Source organism: Paraburkholderia sp. 31.1 (genome assembly GCF_014397645.1).
GTDB lineage: Bacteria > Pseudomonadota > Gammaproteobacteria > Burkholderiales > Burkholderiaceae > Paraburkholderia > Paraburkholderia tuberum.
Genome location: NZ_VZQN01000231.1, coordinates 1 through 320 on the forward strand (window position 1 = coordinate 1; position 320 = coordinate 320).

1 pseudogene is annotated in these 320 nt (G+C 60.3%); it reads left to right on the top strand.

Features of this window, described 5'->3' with window-relative positions:
• A pseudogene (locus F6X37_RS36095) lies at positions 1–196 on the top strand (D-alanine--D-alanine ligase); the annotation flags it as partial.
• Between the last annotated feature and the right edge of the window lie 124 nt (positions 197–320).

Below are 320 nucleotides of genomic sequence, written 5' to 3' on the forward strand. Positions count from 1 at the left end.
GCTTGGTTCGGCGCTCGGGCTGGACAAGTTCCGCGCGAAACTTGTGTGGCAGCAACTGGGTATTCCGACGCCGCCGTTCGAGGCCGTGATGCGCGGCGACGATTACGATGCGCGTGCGCAGGAGATCGTCGCGCAACTCGGGTTGCCGCTATTTGTGAAGGCGGCGAGCGAAGGCTCAAGCGTCGCCGTGATCAAGGGCGGTTTCAAGAGTGAAGCGCAACAGCGGGTTTAATGTTTAGAGCCTTGAGGTTGACTTGCTGATGCGAGGGTCGCGGCGAAGACCTCGAAGGGTGAATGGAAGTTGTGAGTTGCACGAGGCC